Source organism: Lacrimispora sp. 38-1 (assembly GCF_049890855.1).
Lineage (GTDB): Bacteria > Bacillota > Clostridia > Lachnospirales > Lachnospiraceae > Lacrimispora.
In genome coordinates this window covers 162,644-177,982 of sequence record NZ_JBANEW010000099.1, presented here as the reverse complement: position 1 = coordinate 177,982, position 15,339 = coordinate 162,644, and the positions used below count along the sequence as shown (strand labels likewise).

14 protein-coding genes and 1 riboswitch are annotated in these 15,339 nt (G+C 44.7%); of the genes, 9 read left to right on the top strand and 5 right to left on the bottom strand.

Annotation, left to right across the window (positions count from 1 at the left end; genetic code table 11):
• The first annotated feature begins 157 nt into the window (after positions 1 to 157).
• From V7D18_RS26365 to eutC, 4 genes are read left to right on the top strand one after another with little or no spacing between them, the layout of a single operon-like run.
• On the top strand, positions 158 to 1,549 hold the full coding sequence (locus V7D18_RS26365; protein ID WP_426158905.1) for an ethanolamine ammonia-lyase reactivating factor EutA: 1,392 nt from the start codon (positions 158 to 160) through the stop codon (positions 1,547 to 1,549).
• Positions 1,550 to 1,577: 28 nt separating this feature from the next.
• Complete coding sequence (gene eat / locus V7D18_RS26360; RefSeq protein WP_426158904.1) at positions 1,578 to 2,906, top strand: ethanolamine permease; 1,329 nt, start codon at positions 1,578 to 1,580, stop codon at positions 2,904 to 2,906.
• A gap of 12 nt (positions 2,907 to 2,918) precedes the next feature.
• Positions 2,919 to 4,286 carry an ethanolamine ammonia-lyase subunit EutB gene (locus tag V7D18_RS26355; RefSeq protein ID WP_426158902.1) on the top strand — a complete coding sequence of 456 codons (1,368 nt, stop codon included), beginning with the start codon at positions 2,919 to 2,921 and terminating at the stop codon, positions 4,284 to 4,286.
• Positions 4,287 to 5,057 (top strand): ethanolamine ammonia-lyase subunit EutC, encoded by a 771-nt coding sequence (gene eutC, locus V7D18_RS26350; protein ID WP_426158901.1) that lies wholly within the window; start codon positions 4,287 to 4,289, stop codon positions 5,055 to 5,057.
• Positions 5,058 to 5,117: 60 nt separating this feature from the next.
• Here eutC and V7D18_RS26345 read toward each other — a convergent pair whose 3' ends face one another.
• On the bottom strand, positions 5,118 to 5,984 hold the full coding sequence (locus tag V7D18_RS26345) for an EFR1 family ferrodoxin (RefSeq protein WP_426158900.1): 867 nt from the start codon (positions 5,982 to 5,984) through the stop codon (positions 5,118 to 5,120).
• A gap of 200 nt (positions 5,985 to 6,184) precedes the next feature.
• Between V7D18_RS26345 and V7D18_RS26340 the strand changes: the two genes are divergently transcribed.
• The 3 genes from V7D18_RS26340 to V7D18_RS26330 are packed head-to-tail and all read left to right on the top strand — an operon-like array spanning position 6,185 to position 9,140.
• Positions 6,185 to 7,438: an ABC transporter substrate-binding protein gene (locus tag V7D18_RS26340; RefSeq protein ID WP_426158898.1), complete on the top strand. Its 1,254-nt coding sequence runs from the start codon at positions 6,185 to 6,187 to the stop codon at positions 7,436 to 7,438.
• The gene (locus tag V7D18_RS26335; protein WP_117417138.1) at positions 7,435 to 8,136 is read left to right on the top strand and encodes a GTP-binding protein; all 702 of its coding nucleotides are present in this window, start codon (positions 7,435 to 7,437) and stop codon (positions 8,134 to 8,136) included. The genes V7D18_RS26340 and V7D18_RS26335 overlap by 4 nt, the downstream gene beginning before the upstream one ends.
• Positions 8,133 to 9,140, top strand: coding sequence for an ATP-binding cassette domain-containing protein (locus V7D18_RS26330; protein ID WP_426158896.1), 1,008 nt, complete (start codon positions 8,133 to 8,135; stop codon positions 9,138 to 9,140). Before V7D18_RS26335 ends, V7D18_RS26330 begins: the two co-directional genes overlap by 4 nt.
• Positions 9,141 to 9,207: 67 nt before the next feature.
• Here the strand turns inward: V7D18_RS26330 and ribH are convergent, their stop codons facing one another.
• From ribH to ribD, 4 genes are read right to left on the bottom strand one after another with little or no spacing between them, the layout of a single operon-like run.
• A complete protein-coding gene (ribH, locus tag V7D18_RS26325) occupies positions 9,208 to 9,675 on the bottom strand; it encodes a 6,7-dimethyl-8-ribityllumazine synthase (RefSeq protein ID WP_426158894.1) in 468 nt (155 codons plus the stop codon).
• 19 nt (positions 9,676 to 9,694) lie between these two features.
• On the bottom strand, positions 9,695 to 10,894 hold the full coding sequence (locus tag V7D18_RS26320) for a bifunctional 3,4-dihydroxy-2-butanone-4-phosphate synthase/GTP cyclohydrolase II (protein WP_426158892.1): 1,200 nt from the start codon (positions 10,892 to 10,894) through the stop codon (positions 9,695 to 9,697).
• A 10-nt stretch (positions 10,895 to 10,904) separates the two neighbouring features.
• Positions 10,905 to 11,552, bottom strand: a complete 648-nt coding sequence (gene ribE / locus V7D18_RS26315) for a riboflavin synthase (protein WP_426158890.1) — start codon at positions 11,550 to 11,552, stop codon at positions 10,905 to 10,907.
• Positions 11,533 to 12,639, bottom strand: coding sequence for a bifunctional diaminohydroxyphosphoribosylaminopyrimidine deaminase/5-amino-6-(5-phosphoribosylamino)uracil reductase RibD (gene ribD, locus V7D18_RS26310; protein WP_426158889.1), 1,107 nt, complete (start codon positions 12,637 to 12,639; stop codon positions 11,533 to 11,535). The genes ribE and ribD overlap by 20 nt, the downstream gene beginning before the upstream one ends.
• Before the next feature lie 161 nt (positions 12,640 to 12,800).
• Positions 12,801 to 12,915: riboswitch (FMN riboswitch) on the bottom strand.
• A gap of 247 nt (positions 12,916 to 13,162) precedes the next feature.
• Between ribD and sufC the strand changes: the two genes are divergently transcribed.
• Positions 13,163 to 13,927: a Fe-S cluster assembly ATPase SufC gene (gene sufC / locus V7D18_RS26305; protein WP_426158887.1), complete on the top strand. Its 765-nt coding sequence runs from the start codon at positions 13,163 to 13,165 to the stop codon at positions 13,925 to 13,927.
• Complete coding sequence (gene sufB, locus V7D18_RS26300; RefSeq protein WP_426158886.1) at positions 13,914 to 15,332, top strand: Fe-S cluster assembly protein SufB; 1,419 nt, start codon at positions 13,914 to 13,916, stop codon at positions 15,330 to 15,332. The genes sufC and sufB overlap by 14 nt, the downstream gene beginning before the upstream one ends.
• Positions 15,333 to 15,339 lie beyond the last annotated feature (7 nt).

Sequence of the window (15,339 nt, the reverse complement as noted above, 5' to 3'; positions counted from 1 at the left end):
TTTTACTGTTGACAAATGCAATCAAAGTCCTTATATTAATTGTTAATATATTAACTTCATACGAGATCACAAAGACGAAGACGTTTCCTGTTGGAAATTCCCTTCGTCTTTTTTATTTGCTCTTTCGTTTTTGAAGGTGCCGGAAGGAGGTATATGGTTGTACAGCATCGGCGTGGATATAGGAACCAGTACAACGGAGATTATTATCAGCAATATTAAAATCTCCACCAGGCTTGGGCCTTCTCTGCTGCCCACCACTGAAATTGATGAGACTGAAGTTGTCTATCGCAGTCCGGTGATCTTCACACCGTTTATTTCTAAGGATATTATCGATTTTGAGCAGATAAGGGAGCGGGTAAAAGAGGCCTTTAAAGAGAGCGGAATCGGAAAGGAAAAAATAGAAACCGGTGCAGTCATCATAACAGGAGAAACAGCGAGAAAAGATAATGCCAGACAGGTAAACATCTGGTTATCAGAATACCTGGGTGATTTTGTTGTTGCTACTGCAGGTCCCAAGCTGGAATCGGTTTTAGCCGGAAAGGGAGCCGGAATCAGCAGGGAATCAAAAAAACGGAGTAAAAAAATCATCAACCTGGATATTGGCGGGGGAACGTTAAATGCCGCGGTATTTGACAGCGGTAACTGTACGGGTTCATTTGCAATGGACATCGGCGGAAGGCTGATCAGACTGGAGGGCTCCTGCAAAGTAACCTATATTTCAGACCGGATTCATCATATTCTGGAGAAAAATCAACTTTCCATCAGGCAGGGAGAAGCTGCAGATACAGATACACTGGAACGTTTCTGCGGTTATCTGGCAGACAGCTGTCTTCAGGCACTTGGGTTACGCGAAATGAGTGAGGATACCCTCCCATTATACATCACTGATTTTACTATCCCGGAAGATATTGATTTTATATCCGTATCCGGTGGAGTGGGCGAATATGTGGGATTATTAAACGAAAGTACACACAAGGAACAATGGTTCCAATACGGGGACATCGGTCCTCTGCTGGGATTTAAATTAACCCAGGCCCTTTCCCCGTTTCAGAGCATGCTTATTATTCCGCAGGAAAAAATAAATGCAACCGTGATCGGAGCCGGAAGCCACTCTCTGTCAGTCAGCGGAAGTACGGTTGGGGTTGACGAATCCATTTTACCCATACGCAATGTTCCCATAATAAAATGCCCGGCGGCTATGGACCAGTGGGAAGATGTATTTAGAAGTACCAGACCTCTTATGGAGCTTTATGAGGAAGATGTTCTTGCAGTGAGTATTGAAGGCAGAAAAAGTCCCGGTTACGGGGAACTGAAAACTCTTGCCGGTCAGATCGCCAGCCTTTATGAGGGATTAAAAAGTCCAGTGATTGTACTCTTAAAAGAAGACTTTGCAAAAGCTCTGAGTCAGATGATCCGGATTCATACATCCTGCGGCAAACCCGTTATCTGTCTGGATCAGATACAGATTGAAAATGGTGACTACATTGATATCGGTTCCCCTGTTGGAAGCGCTGTCCCCGTCATTATTAAAACCTTAGTGTATCAATAAAACCATGAAAAATCAGGAGGATTCCATTATGGAAGAAAAAAATTTGAACAAAGCTCTTACACCTGTTAAGCTGTGGGCGATTATCGTTGGTGCAGTTGTTTCCGGTATGTATTTTGGATGGAACTATTTGTTTGAAAAAACTAATTTTACAGGAGCCTTAATTGCTGCTTTCATTGTCACTCTTTTTTATGTTTCCTTTGTATTTTGCTACTCTGAGCTGGCAACTGCCATTCCATCCGCAGCCGGGCCTACGGCGTATGCAGAAAAATCGTTCGGTAAGTTTGCAGGTTTTATTGCAGGCTTCTCCATTCTCTTAGAGTATATCTTTGCAACGCCGGGAATCGCACTTTCCATCGGCGCTTATGTTCACGGACTGTTCCCTGTTATTCCGGCGAATATTGCTGCGATTACAGCTTTCTGCATCTTTGTATTTATTAATATGCGGGGAATTGAATCAGCGGCGATTGTCAGCGTGATTGTTACTGTATTTGCGATTCTTGGGGTGGCTGTTTATTTTGTAGTTGGAATTCCTACCGTAGACGTACATGGCTTATTCTCTTCCGGTGCTTCCATGAACGGCATGCATGGCATATTCGCAGCCATTCCATTTGTGGTCTGGTTTTATCTGGCAGTGGAATCAGGCGCAATGGGGGCGGAGGAATGTAAAAATCCTCAAAAAGACATTCCAAAGGCGTTTGTTTCAGGCATCGGTGCGCTGGTTGTTATGGCTGTTGCTGTTCTTGTTGTTACTGCCGGTAACTCCGCTTCTGATTTGTCCGCTGTTGCATCAACGGATAACCCTCTTCCAGCAATTTTATCAAAAGTCTATGGAGAGAATTCATTCCTGGTTAAACTGGTCGGCTTTTTTGGATTATTCGGTCTGGCAGCAAGTCTCCATGGAATTATGATTGGATACTCCAGACAGGCATATGCCATGTCCAGAAGCGGCTATCTCCCAAAAGCGCTTTCGAACCTGGATAAAAATGGTACTCCCGTCTTTGCTCTTGTGAGCACCAGCCTGATCGGTCTGTTTTTTGTAATCACCGGAAATGTAGGAAGTCTGGTTGTATTCTCCTGCATCGGATCCTCTGTAATGGCAGTTTTATCCATTGCCTCCTGGTTTGTTCTCAGAAAAAAAGAGCCGGAACTGGCACGTCCATACCGGTTAAAGTCCCCGCTTATTCCTGCCATTGCAGCAGTTACCTGTGCAGTTGTTGTAGTTGCTCTTGTGGTTTCCCAGGCCTCACTTTTGTTCCTCGCCGCCATTGTTTATGCAGCCGCTGTTCTTTATTATCTTGTAAAAGAAAGACTTTTTGCAAATAGTTTTTCATCTGCAGAAAAGGAATTGGAAGCATAGGAGGCTGGAAACGTGAAATTAAAAACAAGATTATTCGGAAAAACCTACGAATTCCGCACAGTGAAGGAAGTCCTTGCCAAGGCAAATGAAGAGAAATCCGGTGATACGCTGGCGGGAATCGCAGCTGCAGATGCGGCAGAGCGTATTGCAGCCAAAGTGGTTCTTGCCGATTTAACCGTTTCTGATTTACGCAACCATCCGGTTGTTGATTATGAAACAGATGAAGTTACAAGAGTCATTCAGGACGGCGTGGATGAGAAAGCTTATAAAAAAATTAAATCCATAACTCTTGGAGAACTGCGGGAATTTATACTGGCCTCTCCCGCCGCTGCCATTGAAGAGATCCGGGATGGCCTCACCGCTGAGGTGATTGCAGGGGTAACAAAATTAATGAGCAATCTTGATATCATTGTGGCTTCAAAGAAGCTGATTGTTCCCGCTACCTGCAATACGACAATCGGTCTTCCGGGAACTCTTGCCTCAAGGCTGCAGCCCAATCATCCCACCGACAGCTTTGAAGGGGTAATGGCATCTGTATTTGAGGGGATTTCCTATGCAAACGGAGATGCATTGATTGGTTTAAACCCCGCCATAGACACGGTGGAACAAACGGATAAAATACTCCGGGCATTCCGTGATTTTATGGATAAATGGCAGATTCCCACCCAAAACTGCGTTCTCTCCCACGTTACCACACAGATGGAAGCTTTAAAAAAAGGCAGTCCCATGGATTTAATGTTCCAATCCATTGCCGGATCACAGATCTCCAATACCGCGTTTGGAATCAGCACAGCCTTAATGGATGAGGCGTATGAACTGATGAAGGAAAAAAGAAGCTCTAAAGGCCCGAATTTCATGTATTTTGAAACAGGCCAGGGCTCGGAACTTTCCTCGGAAGGCCATCATGATGCGGATCAGCTGGTGATGGAAGCACGGTGCTATGGATTTGCAAAGCGCTACCACCCTTACTGCGTCAATACCGTGGTGGGATTTATCGGACCGGAGTATTTATATGACGGAGCCCAGGTAATCCGGGCCGGGCTGGAAGATCATTTTATGGGAAAGCTGACCGGCATCCCCATGGGCTGCGATGTCTGCTATACCAATCATATGAAGGCCAGTCAGAATGACCTGGAAAACTTAGGCGTTCTTCTTGCCAGTGCAGGTGTCAATTATGTGATGGGAATACCGGCCGGGGATGACATTATGCTGATGTATCAGTCCTCCAGCTATCATGATGCTGCGGCGTTTCGGGAAACAAGCGGAAAACGCCCCATGGGAGAATTTGAAAAGCGTATGGAAGAACTTGGGATCATGGAAGACGGACATTTGACGGAACGGGCCGGTGATCCATCTATTTTCACACAGGAGGTGAAGTAAATGAGCCAGGACCTTGTAAGGGATATCTCTTCTCTTGATTTAACAGACCGGGTAACAGTTGACCAGCCAGTTGACCGCCAGTCCTGTATTGATTTAAAGAAGACCACGGCTGCAAGAATCTGTGTCGGCAAGGCAGGAACCAGATTGAAAACAGAAACTTATCTCCGCTTCCGTGCTGACCATGCAGTTGCCATGGATGCCGTCTGGTCGGAGGTGGATGAAAAAGTGGTGGATCAGCTGGAATTTTTAAAGGTTCAGAGTTTATGCAAAAATAAAGATGAATATATAACAAGACCGGATCTTGGAAGACGTTTTTCCGATGAAACACTAAAAACAATCAGTGAGAACTGCAGACACGATATGGATGTACAGATCATTGCCGGTGATGGGCTTAGCTCCCCTGCGATCACCAGTAATCTTCCTGATATCTATCCCATGCTTATGGATGGGTTTAAGGAAAAGGGATATACTGTGGGTGATCCCATCTTTGTTAAATTTGCCAGAGTCGCAGTCATGGACCGGATCAGTGAAGCGTTAAATGCGAAAATCACCATTATCCTCATAGGAGAAAGGCCGGGTCTTGCAACCGGAGAAAGCTTAAGTGCATATATGGCTTATGAATCAAGTACGAAGAAGCCGGAATCCCAAAGAACGGTGGTATCCAATATCCATAAGAATGGATTGCCGCCTGTAGAGGCCGGCGCACAGATCATTTCTATTATAGATGCAATGATGGAAGCAAAAACCAGCGGAATTGATTTAAAATTATAAATAATAATAAAGCAGGGCATGTATTCTTTTGAGAGAATGCATGCCCGTTTTGTAAATTACCTATTTTAAGTATTCACTGACGCCCTTCCAGGCTCGATTCTGATTAAAGTTTGTCTGATCCGGATCAAAATTTTTATATTCCTGTTTTTTTAATTCCTGCAAATGAAAACCATCCTTCAAAACAACAGAGGATAAAATCCGGGGTTTCAGAGCATGAACCGGACAGGCATAAATGCATCTTAAGCACCAGATACAACGGAAACCGAATCTGGGCATTCCCTGCTTCATTTTGATGTTGCAGGTGGGGCATTTTTGTGAACATAGCCCGCAGTGGGTGCATTTAGCAGATGGCTGAATGGAAGCGCCGAATAATCCTGCCCCCAGATGTTCTCCTTTTCCCAGCATTGCAAGAAATCGGTCCCTGGGTTTAGCCAGCAGAAAATGATGTTCTCCAGTGAGTATGTCTTCGATCATTTCTTTTGTCTTTTCCGGTAATCGGTGTAATAATTGCAGGTTAATTTCCCTTCCTGCATCCACACCGAAATTAGACGGCATTACGATCATTCGTTCATAGATCACATGATATCCCTTTTTCTTTAATATTCGCCTGCAGGCGATGGTACAGGCTGTATTGGGTGAGATATCTCCCCCTCCGGACACAGGAACGACCGCAACCATTGTCCGATTGGATTTCGGAAGGCCTTTGACCCATTTTTCGGTAATGGAGGCCAGCCGGAAGGCATATACGGGCGAAAATATTACCAGGAGATCGGGCTGTTTTAATTTCTCCGGATCATGACTTTCCAGATTGATGGTTTTGCTTTCCAGTCCCTTCTTTGTTAATTCTTGTGCGAAACACAGACAGACTTCTTTTGTACAACCAGTTCCTGAAAAATAGGCCAGAGTGATTTTTTTTGGTTTTAACAATGTAATTCCCCCTCTGCGAATCAAATTTATATGATCTCATCATACTATCTCATTGATGAAAAAGATAGTGCCTAAATAGGAAATAATATCAAAAGTATTTGAGATTAGTTGTTTTTACAACAAACAAAACAAAGAAACTATGATATGATAAACATACTTTCAGAAACCAACTTACAATTAACATAGAGAAAGGAATTATTATGTCAAATTATTTTAAAGCTTCTGATACCATCTTTCATATCACAGAAACCTATCCGGAAACCATTGAAGTTTTTATAGCCAATGGTTTTGAAAATTTAAGCAATCCCGTTATGCGCAGAACTCTTGGAAAAACCATTTCTTTAGAAACAGCATTAGCTATGAGAAAGGTAAACCAGGAACTTTTTATTAAGAAGCTGGAGGAAGTGATAGGTCAGAAGGCTCCCAGCCTCACAGACGGACTCACTCCTGCACAATCGGAAAATAAAGGGGATATCCGCATCGAGGGTGTACTGCCCTGTCCGATCCGCATTCCTCTTCTGGAAAAGTTTGAATCCTGGCTTGAGGAAAATCAAAGTTCACTTGGGTATGAGGTGGAGTATCATTTAAAATCAGCAAACCTGGGTCTTGATGATGTAAAGGACCGGGTTATTCTGGCAGACGGAGACCCTGACGGTCTGTCAGACCTTTATCTCTCTGCAGGTTTTGACTTGTTCTTTGATAAAAAAATGATTGGCGGCTATCAGGATTCAGGTGTATTCGAAGATCTTTCCGGGATGGAGCGGTTAAACCCTGATCTTGATAATGAGAATATATCACTGAAGGATCCCAAAAACCAGTACGCCATCATCGGAATTGTTCCTGCAGTCTTCATGGTTAATACAAACGTTTTAGGGGACCGCCCCTTGCCTGAGAGCTGGGCAGACTTAATGAAACCGGAATTTGAAAACAGCATCAGCCTTCCCATGAAGGATTTGGATATGTTTAATGCATTTTTACTTCACATCTACCGTTTTTATGGGGAAGAAGGAATCGAAAAGATGGGTAAGGCCCTCTTACAGAGCATGCATCCGGCTCAGATGATCAAGTCCCACAAGCTAAAAGATGGCAATAAGGTTCCAGCTATTACGGTTGCCCCCTATTTCTTTGCCAGCATGACAGATGAGAAAAGCCCCATGCGGCCGGTATGGCCAAAAGACGGAGCCATTATCAGTCCGATTTTCCTTCTGGCAAAATCAAAGAATAAGGAGAAAGTAAAACCTTTCGTTGATCTTTTATATTCAAAAGAGATTGGAGATATTCTTTCCTCAAACGGAAAATTTCCATCCACCAATCCTCTGGTGGACAATCGCTTAACACCTGACCAGAAATTTATGTGGATTGGATGGGATTTTATTCACAACAATGATATTGGAGAATTAATCAAAAAAATAGAAAAGCAGTTCTTTGCGGCTGCACAAAAGGAGTTCTTATGAATCTGATTATATTTTCAGGCCCGCCCTCTTCCGGTAAAACATCAGTAATTTTAAAAACAATTTCATCCTTTCATGCGAAAAATATAAAGGTGGGTGTGGTGAAATTTGACTGTCTTTACACCGATGACGATATCGCCTATGAAAAGGCTGGAATCCCTGTGAAAAAGGGCTTATCCGGTGCCTTATGCCCGGATCACTTCTTCGCTTCCAATATTGAAGAGGTGGTTAACTGGGGAAATGAAGAAAAGCTTGATCTGCTGATTACGGAGTCAGCAGGTCTGTGCAACCGCTGTTCCCCTTATTTAAAAGAAGTAAAAGGAGTTTGTGTAATCGATAATTTATCCGGCATCAACACCCCTAAAAAAATCGGCCCAATGTTAAAGGCTGCCGACTTAGTGGTGATTACCAAGGGAGATATTGTCTCCCAGGCAGAACGGGAGGTATTTGCATCCTGTGTCAGCTCTGTGAACCCCAGAGCCATTACCATGCATGTGAACGGACTCACCGGACAGGGTACCTACGAACTTGCAAGTCTTCTGTATGATGAAAATCAAAGCATTAAATCCGTACAGGGAATGCAGCTCCGTTTCCCAATGCCATCCGCATTATGTTCCTATTGTCTGGGTGAAACAAGAATCGGTGAAGCGTATCAGATGGGTAATGTGAAGAAAATTGATTTAGGCGGTGATAAAAAATGACAAATATCAGCATGAAAAAGCTGCTTGAGGAATATCCTTTTGCTGCTGCATATTTTGAACAGAATAAGCTTCATATCTCTGGATTTGAGGATCAGACATTTGAGGAATATTTAAATCATTTTTCAGAGGAAGAACTGGAAGACCAGGCCATTGATAAAGCCAAGCTTTTGTCGGACCTGCCTGTCTATCTGGATCAGATGCGTCAGTTTTTAGGAATGGAGAACGACCGGAAGGTGCAGTCCCTGACTATTTTACCAGGTCACGATAAATCAGGAACGGTGGAAGGTTTTAAGGAGCTCACTGTGGAGACATCCCAGATTATATCCATTGTAGGACCTACTGGTTCAGGAAAAAGCCGGCTTTTGGCAGATATCGAATGGACAGCCCAGAATGATACTCCTACCGGGCGGAGCATTCTGGTCAACGGCGAAGTACCTGATATGAAGTGGCGTTTTTCCTCAAATAATAAGCTGGTAGCCCAGCTTTCTCAGAACATGAACTTTGTTATGGACTTAACGGTACTGGACTTTTTACGGATGCATGCGGAAAGCCGTATGGTTCAGGATCCTCAGTCCGTGATAGACAGAATCATAGCCGCAGCCAATGATCTGGCGGGAGAAAAATTTGAACTCTCGACACCGGTTACAAGCTTAAGCGGCGGGCAGTCCAGAGCGCTTATGATTGCAGATACAGCTATATTAAGTTCCTCTCCCATTGTTCTTATTGATGAAATCGAAAATGCCGGAATAGACCGCAAAAAGGCGTTAAAGCTTCTTGTGACATCTGATAAAATCGTTTTAATGGCAACTCACGATCCCCTTCTTGCATTAATGGCGGACAAGCGGATTGTCATTAAAAACGGCGGTATCAACCATGTGATTTATACAACCGAAGAAGAAAAACAGCTGTTAGAAAAGTTAGAGAAAATGGATTCCCTCATCCAGACCGCACGCCAGGAGCTTCGGTCAGGAAATATTCTTTCTCCTGACCTGCTGGCTGATTAAAAATGAAATTCCATCAGTCCTCCAATAAGGTTATATACAACTTTATTGGAGGATTTTTCTTTATAGTTTAAGCCTGTATCCCGCGGATTAAACTCACCATTTCAATTGCTCCCGCTGCACAGTCAAACCCTTTGTTACCTGCTTTCGTTCCGGCCCGTTCAATTGCCTGTTCGATATTTTCTGTCGTGAGGACTCCAAACATGACCGGAATGCCGCTATTTAAGGATACCTGGGCAATCCCCTTGGATACCTCGCTGCAGACGTAATCATAATGTGTGGTGCTGCCCCGAATGACCGCACCAAGGCAGATTACTGCATCATATTTGCCGCAGCCCGCCATCTTGGAAGCGATCAGCGGAATCTCAAAGGCTCCGGGTACCCAGGCCACTTCGATGTCCTCCTCACTGATGCCGTGGCGCTTTAAACAATCCACTGCCCCGCCAAGAAGCTTTGATGTTATAAATTCATTGAAACGTGCGGCCACAATGCCGATCCGGATATTCTCTGATACCAGTGTTCCTTCAAAAACTTTCATTATGAATTCTCCTTTATGATTAATAATGTAAAATGTGTCCCATTTTGGTCTGTTTGGTTTTTAAATAAAACAGATCATGATCATTTGCCGGAATCTGTATGGGGACCCGTTCAATTATTTCCATACCAAAGCCGGACAGCCCATATACCTTATCCGGATTATTGGTGAGCAGGCGCAGGGTTTTTACTCCTAATTCCCTCAGAATCTGAGCACCGATGTAATATTCTCTGGGATCTCCTTCAAAACCTAAAGCAAGGTTGGCTTCCAGAGTATCCATGCCTTTATCCTGCAGAGCGTAAGCACGCAGTTTGTTAACCAGTCCGATTCCCCGCCCTTCCTGACGCATATAAAGAAGGATTCCCCTGCCTTCCTGTTCAATCTGGGTCATGGCGGCAGCAAGCTGCTGTCCGCAGTCGCAGCGCATGGAGCCGAACGCATCCCCGGTCAGGCATTCAGAATGAACACGGCACAAAAGATTCTCACCGTCACCGATTTCTCCTTTGACAAGAGCCACATGATGTTCTCCGTTTAGTTTGTTAACGAAGCAGAAGGCTTTAAAATCTCCATATTTTGTGGGCATATCGCAGATTGAGGTCTGATCCACCAGCTTGTCATGTTTTTTACGGTATTCCTTCAAAGCAGCTATGGTAATGAAAGGAATCTCCCATTTCTCCGCCAGCTTTATCAGTTCAGGTGTACGCATCATGGTCCCATCCTCTCCCATGATTTCGCAGCAAAGCCCGCATTCCTTAAGACCGGCCAGACGCATGAGATCCACGGTAGCTTCCGTATGTCCTCCCCGCTCCAATACTCCGTTTCGCTTTGCAAGCAGAGGGAACATATGTCCCGGGCGGCGGAAATCTCCCGCCTTTGCCGTATCATCTACGCATTTCATTGCAGTGATTGACCGCTCTGCTGCGGAGATCCCGGTGGTGGTATCCACATGATCGATGGAAACGGTAAAGGCAGTGGAATGATTGTCTGTGTTTTCAGAAATCATCTGTGGTAAGTCTAAGTGCCTGCACAGCTCCTCATTCATGGGCATGCAGATCAGTCCTTTTCCATGTGTGGCCATAAAGTTAATATTCTCAGTAGTAGCAAACTGGGCGGCGCAGATGAAATCACCTTCATTTTCCCGTCCCTCATCGTCTGTTACAAGAATGATTTTTCCCTGCTGAAGCGATATAAGCGCTTCTTCTATGGTATTGTACTCAAACATCTTACTCCTCCTAATAGCCAGATTTTATTAAGAATTCTCTTGTGATACCGCGTGGCTTCTGTTCTTCCGGGGTGGCTGATAAAAATCTTTCCACGTATTTCCCCATCAGGTCATTCTCCAGATTCACGATATCACCTGCTTTTTTGTATGACAGAATGGTGGATTTTACTGTATGGGGTATGGCAGATATGCGAAACTCTGTATTGTTAACCGAAGCTACTGTCAGGCTGATGCCATCCACTGCAATGGAACCTTTCTCCACAATATAGCGGAGTATCCTGTCCTCAGCGGCAATGGCGTACCAGATTGCATTGTCATCTCTTACAACGGACGTAATCGTTCCAATGCCATCAATATGTCCTGAGACAATGTGCCCGCCAAAGCGTCCGTCTGCCGCCATTGCACGTTCCAGATTTACAAAATCTCCGGGATGCAGCTTTCCAAGACCGGAACGGTTTAAGGTCTCATGCATCACATCCGCCCGGAAGGTATGGGAAGAAAGTCCGGCTGCCGTTAAGCATACGCCGTTTACCGCTACACTGTCCCCGATTCCAAGATCATCAAAAATTACACTGCCCTGTATCGTCAGCAAAGCGGACTGCGCTCCTTTCTTTACCTCCTTCAAAATGCCTATTTCCTCAATAATCCCCGTGAACATAAGGTTTCACCTCACTTTCAATTAGTATATCTTCTCCCAAATGTTTCACTTCTATGTTTGTGAGAAAAAAACCATCCGCCGGGTGTGGTACGCCAGGTCCTGCAACCGGTGTTTTCCCGCCCGATCCCCCAAAAAGCTTTGGCGCAATATATGTCTGCACTCTGTTTACGATTCCTGCCTTAAGTGCCGACCAGTTAAGAATACCGCCGCCCTCCAGTAATATGCTGTCAATTTTCTCTGCACCAAGCTTTGTCATGAGTTCAGACAAATCCAAATGTCCCTCCGCCTGTTCCAGTAAGAGAATACGGCAGCCAGCTTTTAAATATGGCTGCTGTGCCTGCAGATCCCTGCATGAGGTTGCTATTAACGTGGGAACCTCATTTGCGGTTGCCACGATCCGGGAAGTGAGCGGAAGCCGCAGGGCTGTATCGCAGATAATGCGAAGCGGATCACGCCCTCCTTCAATCCGGCAGGTAAGAAGGGGATCATCTGCTAGAATTGTACCAATTCCCACCATTATGGCACTGTAACGGAGCCGGTCTTTATGAACGTTTTCCCTTGCAATATCACCGGTAATCCATTTGGAGTCACCTGTATAAGCTGCTGTTTTTCCATCCATTGTCATGGCGTATTTCATGACAACGTATGGTCTTCCTGTCTGGATAAAATGGAAAAATACTTCATTGAGCCTGTCACATTCCTGTTTCAGTATTCCTTCCGTAACTTCAATTCCTTTTTCCCGCAGGAATCGGATTCCTTTACCTTTGACCAGAGGGTTAGGATCCGAACTTCCTACCACCACTCTTCGGATTCCTGCATTTAAAATAGCTTCTGTGCAGGGAGGTGTCTTCCCATAGTGACAACAGGGTTCGAGAGTCACATAAAGAGTCGCTCCCTCCGGGGATTCTTCACAGCCTGCAAGTGCATTCCTTTCTGCATGGGGACCGCCATACCGCCCGTGGTATCCTGTACCGATTACCCTGCCTTCCTTTAGAAGCACAGCACCAACCATTGGATTTGGATTTACAAAACCACACCCTTTTTTTGCAAGCTCCAGGGCCAGATGCATACATTCCATGTCGTTCATATCACACCGCCTTTAAAAGAAAAATGCCTTGAACACAAGGCTCAGGGCATATTTTTGACAATCCGTCCATTATTTATGACTGTTAACACAAAAAGCTCTGAAATGAATGATCATTCCAGAGCGTGTTAATCAGCAGATGTATCATAAATATGAAAAAACTGCATCATCTTCTTTCATCCAGACTTTACTGTCGGCTTCGGAGTTACACCGAATCATACCTTGCGGTTCGTGGGCTATACCACCGGTAGGGAATTACACCCTGCCCTGAAGATTATTGTTCAATTGGTGTTATGATACTCTCATATCAGAGGAATGTCAAGAAAAAAAATAAAATTTCTTATATCTACTGTAGGCGCATATTTTCCAGACTGTTCTGAAATTTCAAAATTTTCATTATGATTATAAAAAAATAAAAATCAGGCTTGCATTTCATACCAAATAGGTATAGTATGAAAGCACAAAGACATGTTAGCAAATACTAACCATAAGATTCCCATCTGGGGAATAAAGGAGGTTGATATATATGAGTCATACATTACTGGAAATTAAAGATCTCACTGTTTCTGTTGAGGATAAGATGATTTTAAACGGTATTAATCTTACCATGGGTCCAGGGGAGCTTCATGTCCTTATGGGACCAAACGGAACAGGAAAATCCACTCTCGTATCCGCCATTATGGGGGATCCCCGGTATCAGATTGAAAGCGGGCAGATTCTTTTAGATGGGAAAGATATAACAGAAATGAAAGCAGACGAAAGAGCCAGAGCCGGTGTCTTTCTCTCCTTCCAGGCTCCGGAGGAGATTCCGGGCGTTACCCTTGAGGACTTTCTCCGCACAGCCAAAGGATCCCTGGAAAAACGTCCTCAAAAGATATTGCAGTTTAAAAAAGAACTGAAAGAGCAGATGAAAGCTTTGGATATGGATCCCGCTTACGCGGAACGTTATTTAAATGTTGGTTTTTCCGGCGGTGAAAAAAAGAAAACGGAAATCCTACAGCTTCTTATGCTTCAGCCCAAACTGGCTCTTTTAGACGAGACAGATTCCGGTCTTGATGTAGATGCAGTCCGTACTGTAACAAAGGGAATCCGTGCCTTTAAAAACCGGAAAAACGGGCTTTTTATCATTACCCACAATGCCAGAATTTTAGAAGGCCTTGATGTGGACGTGGTACATGTACTGGAAGGAGGCAAAATCGCTTATACCGGCGGCCGGGAGCTGATTTCAAAAATCACGCAGGAGGGATTTGGCATTCTGGGAAAGGAGGCAGGAATCCATGAAAGACTTTAAACAGGAAAAAACCAGAGTCGACCAGGCCGACCGCACCATTTATGATGTGAAAGACAGGCTGGACCCGGCCTTTCTTATGGACTCCGGTATTACTCCGGAGATTGTAAACCAGATATCAATGGAAAAAAATGAACCGGAATGGATGCGTCTGTTCCGCCTTAAATCATTAAATACTTATAAAGAAATACCGCTGCCTACCTGGGGACCCTCTCTTGAAGAGCTGAATATGGATCAGATTGTCACTTATGTCCGCCCGAAATCAACCATGAAAGCGAAATGGTCCGATGTGCCTGACGATATCAAACAGACCTTTGAGCGTCTTGGAATTCCCAAAGCAGAGCAAAAATCACTGGCAGGTGTAGGGGCACAGTACGACTCCGAAGTGGTTTACCACAATGTCCGGGCAGAGGTTGCTTCCAAAGGCGTGGTCTATACGGATATAGAGAGCGCTCTTACCGGCCCATATAGTGAAATGATACGAAAGCATTTTATGAAACTGGTTCCTCCGACTGACCACAAGTTTGCGGCTCTTCACGGAGCGGTCTGGTCCGGAGGTTCTTTTGTTTATGTGCCGGCCGGAGTTACCGTTGATATACCTCTCCAGTCCTATTTCCGGCTCAATGCACCGGGTGCGGGCCAGTTTGAACATACGCTGATTATTGTGGAGGAAGGTGCCTATCTTCATTTCATAGAAGGCTGTTCTGCTCCCAGATATTACGTTGCAAACCTTCACGCAGGCTGCGTGGAACTGTATGTGGGTAAAAATGCAAGACTCCGCTATTCCACCATCGAAAACTGGTCAAAGAATATGTACAATTTAAATACAAAGCGTGCCTCAGTGGAGGAAGGAGGAACCGTAGAATGGATCTCCGGATCGTTCGGATCTCATATATCCTATCTATATCCCATGAGTATTTTAAAAGGGAAAAAGGCACGTATGGAGTTTACAGGTATCACATTTGCCGGAGAAGGCCAGAACCTGGATACCGGTGCAAAGGTCCTTCATGCCGCACCGGATACCACCTCTCACATTTCAACAAAATCCATATCCAGAGACGGTGGGAATTCTACATTCCGAAGCCTGGTAACTGTTACGGAAAAGGCACAGGGAAGCAAATCAGCCGTTTCCTGTGAATCACTGATGCTTGACAGTATTTCCCGTTCCGATACCATACCGGTTATGGATATCTCCTGTAATCAGGCAGATATCGGCCATGAGGCAAAAATCGGCAGAATCAGTGAATCCGCAATCTTCTACTTAATGAGCCGCGGTCTGGCCGAGGATGATGCACGGGCCTTAATCGTAGGCGGGTTCGCAGAACCAATTGCCAAGGAGCTGCCGTTAGAATATGCGGTGGAAATGAACAATCTCATTCATCTTGAAATGAAGGGAAGCATTGGCTGAAAGGAGG